The organism is Xanthobacter sp. BG11Y11_SDJG (assembly GCF_057364445.1).
Genome location: NZ_JBNFNU010000298.1, coordinates 1 through 5,440 on the forward strand (window position 1 = coordinate 1; position 5,440 = coordinate 5,440).

5 protein-coding genes and 1 pseudogene are annotated in these 5,440 nt (G+C 69.9%); all 6 read right to left on the reverse strand.

The window, feature by feature from the left end:
- Positions 1-595, reverse strand: a 595-nt coding sequence (locus tag AC2W7M_RS19065) for an SDR family oxidoreductase (RefSeq protein WP_486134081.1), incomplete at its 3' end; no start/stop codon positions are given.
- Positions 592-1,641: a dTDP-glucose 4,6-dehydratase gene (rfbB, locus tag AC2W7M_RS19070; protein ID WP_486134083.1), complete on the reverse strand. Its 1,050-nt coding sequence runs from the start codon at positions 1,639-1,641 to the stop codon at positions 592-594. The genes AC2W7M_RS19065 and rfbB, both read right to left, overlap by 4 nt.
- Before the next feature lie 33 nt (positions 1,642-1,674).
- Positions 1,675-2,232 (reverse strand): dTDP-4-dehydrorhamnose 3,5-epimerase, encoded by a 558-nt coding sequence (gene rfbC / locus AC2W7M_RS19075; protein ID WP_486134085.1) that lies wholly within the window; start codon positions 2,230-2,232, stop codon positions 1,675-1,677.
- Positions 2,233-2,328: 96 nt separating this feature from the next.
- A pseudogene (gene sseA / locus AC2W7M_RS19080) lies at positions 2,329-3,178 on the reverse strand (3-mercaptopyruvate sulfurtransferase).
- A gap of 33 nt (positions 3,179-3,211) precedes the next feature.
- Complete coding sequence (locus AC2W7M_RS19085; protein ID WP_486134087.1) at positions 3,212-4,243, reverse strand: cysteine synthase A; 1,032 nt, start codon at positions 4,241-4,243, stop codon at positions 3,212-3,214.
- Positions 4,244-4,328: 85 nt separating this feature from the next.
- Positions 4,329-5,440, reverse strand: a 1,112-nt coding sequence (locus AC2W7M_RS19090) for a cryptochrome/photolyase family protein (RefSeq protein WP_486134088.1), incomplete at its 5' end; no start/stop codon positions are given.

Below are 5,440 nucleotides of genomic sequence, written 5' to 3' on the forward strand. Positions count from 1 at the left end.
GCCAGCAGCGCCTACGGCCAGGTCGCGGGGTCGCGGTCGGGCAGCCGCGCTGGTCCGCCACCACGGTCAGGCGGTCGCGCTCGCCGGCGAGGCGCGAGCATGGTCTTGAGGAAATTTGTTTTGCCGTACGGGGCCGGTAGACCCACGAGGTGCGCACGATCACGTGCCGCTCCGTGGCGGCGCGCACGGCCGCTTCGCCCGCCGCCTTGGTGCGGCCGTAGACGCCGAGCGGCGCCACCGGATCGGCCTCCACATAGGCGCCCTGCTTGGTGCCGTCGAACACATAGTCGGTGGAGACGTGGACCAGCGGCGTGCGGTAGCGCGCGCAGCGCTCGGCCATGTGGCCGGGAGCGAAGGCGTTGGCGCGCGCGGCCAGCTCGGGCTCGCTCTCGGCCTTGTCCACGGCGGTATAAGCGGCGGCATTGATGACCGCGTCCGGCCGGTGCGCCTCCAGCGCGCGCGCCACCGCCACCGGGTCGCACACGTCGATGGCCGCGCGGTCGAGGGCGACGAGAACCAGCCCGCGCGCCCCGGCGAGGCTGACAATCTCGCGGCCGAGCTGGCCGCCGGCGCCGAACAGGAGGACGCGCGTCACGATGCAAGGCCCAGGCGCTGGCCCTGGTAGCGGGTGCGCAGCGGCTCCCACCAGTCGCGGTTGGCGAGATACCAGTCCACGGTCGCCTCAAGGCCGCTCTCGAAGGTGTGGCGCGGCGTCCAGCCCAGTTCCCGCTCCAGCTTGGAGAAGTCGATGGCATAGCGCGCATCGTGGCCGGGGCGGTCGGTGACGAAGCGGATCAGGTTTTCGCGCGGGCCGATGCGCGGGTCCGGAACGCGCCGGTCCAGCACGCCGCAGATGGCGCGCACCACGTCGATATTGCGGCGCTCGCTGGCGCCGCCGACGTTGTAGCTCTCGCCCGGCCGGCCCCGGGTGGCGATCAGCACCAGCGCCTCGGCGTGGTCCTCCACATAGAGCCAGTCGCGCACGTTCTCGCCGGTGCCGTAGACCGGCAACGGGGCGCCTTCGAGCGCATTGAGGATGACGAGCGGAATCAGCTTCTCGGGGAAGTGGTACGGCCCGTAATTGTTGGAGCAGTTCGACATCACCGCCGGCAGGCCATAGGTGTGGAACCAAGCCCGCACCAGATGGTCGGACGCGGCCTTCGAGGCCGAATAGGGGGAGTTCGGCTGGTAGGGAGTGTCCTCGCGGAACAGGCCCTCCGGGCCGAGGCTGCCGAACACCTCGTCGGTGGAGATGTGGTGGAAGCGGAACCCGGCGCGCTCGCCCTCCGGCAGCGCGCGGAAATGGCGCAGCGCCTCCTGGAGCATGGTGTAGGTGCCGACCACATTGGTGTTGATGAACTCGCCCGGCCCGTCGATGGAGCGGTCCACATGGCTCTCGGCGGCGAGATGCATCACCAGTTCGGGCCGGAAGGAGGAGAAGGCCTCCCGCACGGCGGCGGCGTCGCAGATGTCGGCCTTCAGGAACGTGTGCCGGGCGTGATCCATCACGCCCGCCAGCGAGCCGAGATTGCCGGCATAGGTGAGCTTGTCGAAGGTGAGCACCTCGTGCCCGAGCCTGATCAGGTGCCGCACCACCGCCGATCCGATGAAGCCCGCGCCCCCCGTCACCAATACGCGCATGCGATCCGCCTGCCTTTGCCGCCGCTCCGCCGCTCAGGCGAAGGGGCTGTCGAAATCCTTGAAGCGCGGCAGCACCAGGTCCTTGTCGGACAGCACCGCCGCCTCGGCCGCGACGCCCCAGTCGATGGCGAGGTCGGGGTCGTTCCAGATGATCCCGCGCTCGCTGTCCCGGTCGTAGACGGCGTCCACCTTATAGGCGACGCGGGTGCCCGGTGCGAGTGTGACGAAGCCGTGGGCGAACCCCTGCGGGATGAAGAGCTGCTCGCCGCCCTCCGCCGTGAGCCGCGCGCCGACCCAGCGGCCGTAGCTGGCCGAGCCCCTGCGCACGTCGATGGCGACGTCGAAGATCGCGCCGTCCAGTACCCGGACCAGCTTCGCCTGGGCGAAGGGCGGGGCCTGGAGGTGCAGGCCGCGGATGGTGCCGGGGGCTTCGGACAGACTCTCATTGTCCTGCACGAAATCGGCGACGATGCCGCCGGCTTCGTAACGCGGCTTCACATAGGTCTCGCAGAAATAGCCGCGCGCGTCGCCGAAGCGGCGCGGGGTGGCGAGGATGACCTCGGGAAGGGCAAGCGGCGTGAAGGTGGTCATGGTGCGCGGATGGCCTTCGGCGTGCGGCGGGCTCGGAACGGTGCGCTTCTAGTGCGGGAACCGGCGTGAGGGAAGACGCTCCTGTCCGGCGCCCGCTCAGGCGCCCTCCGTCTCCACCGGCTTGCCGCTCGAAGCCCACTCGCTCCACGAGCCGTCATAGAGCGCCAGCGGGCGCTTGCCGATGCGTTCCAGCGCCAGCCAGAGGATGGCGGCGGAGACGCCCGATCCGCAGGTTGTGATGACCGGGCGCGCCAAATCGAGGCCGGCTCCCTCCACCGCGGCGCGGATGGTCTCGGCATCAGCGAGGCGGCCGTCCGCCACCACGGCGGAATGGGGCAGGTTCAGCGCGCCCCGGCATGTGGCCGGAGGGCAGCCCGGCGCGCGGCTCCGGCGCCGTGCCGGCGAAGCGCTCCTTCGACCGGGCATCGAGCAACTGGGCGCTGCCGGACGCCAAAGAACGCTCCACCTGGGCCATGTCGGCCACCACTGTGCGGTCGAGGCGGGCGGTGAAGTGCGAGGCGGCGCGGCTCGTCGGACCGCTGTCGGTCTCGCGCTCCTCGGCCAGCCACTTGGGCAGGCCGCCGTCGAGCAGCATCACCTCGGAGGCGCCGAACGCCTTGAAGGTCCACCACACGCGCGGCGCCGAGAACAGGCCGAGCGCGTCATAGACGACGATGCGCAGGCCGTCGCCGATGCCGAGCGCGCTCACCTCGCGGGCGAAGGTGTTGGGGTCCGGCAGCATGTGCGGCAGGGAGCTGGAATGGTCGGAGATGCCGTCGAGGTCGAAGAATACCGCGCCGGGAATGTGCCGCTCCAGGAATTCCGCCCGCCCGTCGCGCCCGGTGGGCGCCAGGTGCCAGGAGGCGTCCACCACCACGAGGTCGGGTGCGCCGAGATTGGCGGCGAGCCAGTCGGTGGAGACGAAGGGGCTGGGGGCGGCAGGCATCCTGAGGGTCCTCCTGTTCTTGTTCTGGGGGCCTCAGACGAGCACGTTCGGCACCTCGCCCTTGCGCTCAAGCCACCCGGGGACGGGCAGGTTCTTGCCACGAAGGAAGTCCGGATTGAAGAGCTTCGACTGATAGCGCGTGCCGTAGTCGCACAGGATGGTCACGATGGTGTGTCCCGGCCCCATCTCCTTGGCGAGCCGGATGGCGCCGGCGACGTTCACTCCTGAGGAGCCGCCGAGGCAGAGGCCCTCGTGCTCCAGAAGGCCGAACACGATCGGCAGCGCCTCCTCGTCCGGGATCTGGAAGGCGGTGTCGATGGGCGCGCCTTCGAGATTGGCGGTGATGCGCCCCTGGCCGATGCCCTCGGTGATGGACGAGCCTTCGGCATGCAGCTTGCCGGTGGTGTAATAGGCGTAGAGGGCCGCGCCCATGGGATCGGCGCAGGCGATGCGGATGTTCGGATTGCGCTCCTTGAGCGCCATGGCGATGCCGGCCAGCGTGCCGCCGGTGCCCACCGCGCAGGTGAAGCCGTCCACCTTGCCGGCGGTGTCGGCCCAGATCTCCGGTCCGGTGGTCTCGATATGTGCCTGCCGGTTCGCCACATTGTCGAACTGGTTGGCCCAGACGGCGCCGTTCGGCTCGCTCTTCGCCAGCGCCTCGGCGAGGCGGCCGGAGACCTTCACGTAATTGTTGGGGTTGGAATAGGGCACCGCCGGCACCTCCACCAGGGTCGCGCCGGCGAGGCGGAGCATGTCCTTCTTCTCGTTGGACTGGGTCTCCGGGATGACGATGACGGTCCTGAAGCCCAGCGGCGCCGCCACCAGCGCGAGGCCGATGCCGGTATTGCCGGCGGTGCCCTCGACGATCACCCCGCCGGGCTGGAGCGCCTTGCGCGCGATGGCGTCCTTGATGATGCCGAGGGCCGCGCGGTCCTTCACCGACTGGCCCGGATTGAGGAACTCGGCCTTGCCCAAAATCTCGCACCCGGTCGCCTCGGAGGCGCGCTTCAGGCGGATGAGGGGGGTATGGCCGATGGAATCGAGAAGCCCGTCGCGAATGGTCATGATGAAGCCTTCAAGCAATTTTCCAACGCAAATTAGCGATCCGGCCACATTCCATCAACTGAATACGGCGATAATTACGATCACATTATTTTCTTGTAGATTGAAGGGCGCGCAGCGCCCGCTCCCGCGCCGCGGCATGGTCGATGATCGGCTTGGGATAGGTGACGCCGAGCCGTACTCCCGAAGCGGCCAGCGTGGAGGCATCCGCGGTCCAGGGCTTGTGGATCACGGCGTTCGGCAGCTTCGCCAGTTCCGGCACGTAGCGCCGGACATAGGCGCCGTCGGGGTCGAACTTCTCGCCCTGCATCACCGGGTTGAAGATGCGGAAATAGGGGGCGGCGTCGAGCCCGCTGCCGGCCACCCACTGCCAGCTCGCGGGATTGTTGGCGGGGTCGGCGTCCACCAGCGTGTCCCAGAACCAGTCCTCGCCCGACCGCCAGTCCATCAGCAGGTGCTTCGCCAGGAAGGAGGCGACCACCATGCGCACGCGGTTGTGCATCCAGCCGGTCTGCCAGAGCTGGCGCAGGCCGGCATCCACCAGCGGATAGCCGGTGCGCCCGCGCTGCCACGCTTTCAGTTCGCCCGGCGCCTCGCGCCAGGGAAACAGATCGAACGCCTCCTGGATGTTGCGGCGGGCGATGTCGCCGTCTTCGGCCAGCAGGTGGTGGGAAAATTCCCGCCAGTAGAGTTCGGCCACGAACTTGTCCGCATCGCGCTGCGGCACCGCGCCTTCGGCTGCCGCGTGCCGCACGGCGGCGAGCACCTGGCGCGGCGAGATTTCGCCGAAGCGCAGGTGCGGCGACAGGCGGGAGACGTGGTCGAGGTCGGGCCGGTCGCGGCCCTCCGCATAGCCGGCAAGCCCGTCCTCGATGAAGGCGGCGAGCCGTTCGCGCGCGGCTGCCGCGCCCGGCGTCCAGGTGTCCCGCAGCCCGCCGGCCCAGTCGGGGCGCTGCGGCTCCAGCTCCCAGCTCTCCAGGGTCTCGCTAGCCACGTCGGCGGCAACGCCGGAGAGGCGGCTCGGAGCGGGCAGGGGCGGCGGCACGGATTGCTTCAGCGCGGCGCGGAAGAAGGCGGAGAAGGTGCGCGGCATGCGCCCGGCCGCCGTCGTCACGGTGCCGGGCGGGTGGAGCAGGTGCGCGCCGTCGCGCGCCACCTGCCGCTCCTCGCCGCGCAGCCGTTCCGCCACCTTGCGGTCCA

Excerpts from the sequence above, each read along its gene's own strand:
- rfbB (WP_486134083.1), bottom strand. The coding sequence starts at position 1,641 with ATGCGCGTATTGGTGACGGGGGGCGCGGGCTTCATCGGATCGGCGGTG.
- rfbC (WP_486134085.1), bottom strand. The coding sequence starts at position 2,232 with ATGACCACCTTCACGCCGCTTGCCCTTCCCGAGGTCATCCTCGCCACC.
- AC2W7M_RS19085 (WP_486134087.1), bottom strand. The coding sequence starts at position 4,243 with ATGACCATTCGCGACGGGCTTCTCGATTCCATCGGCCATACCCCCCTC.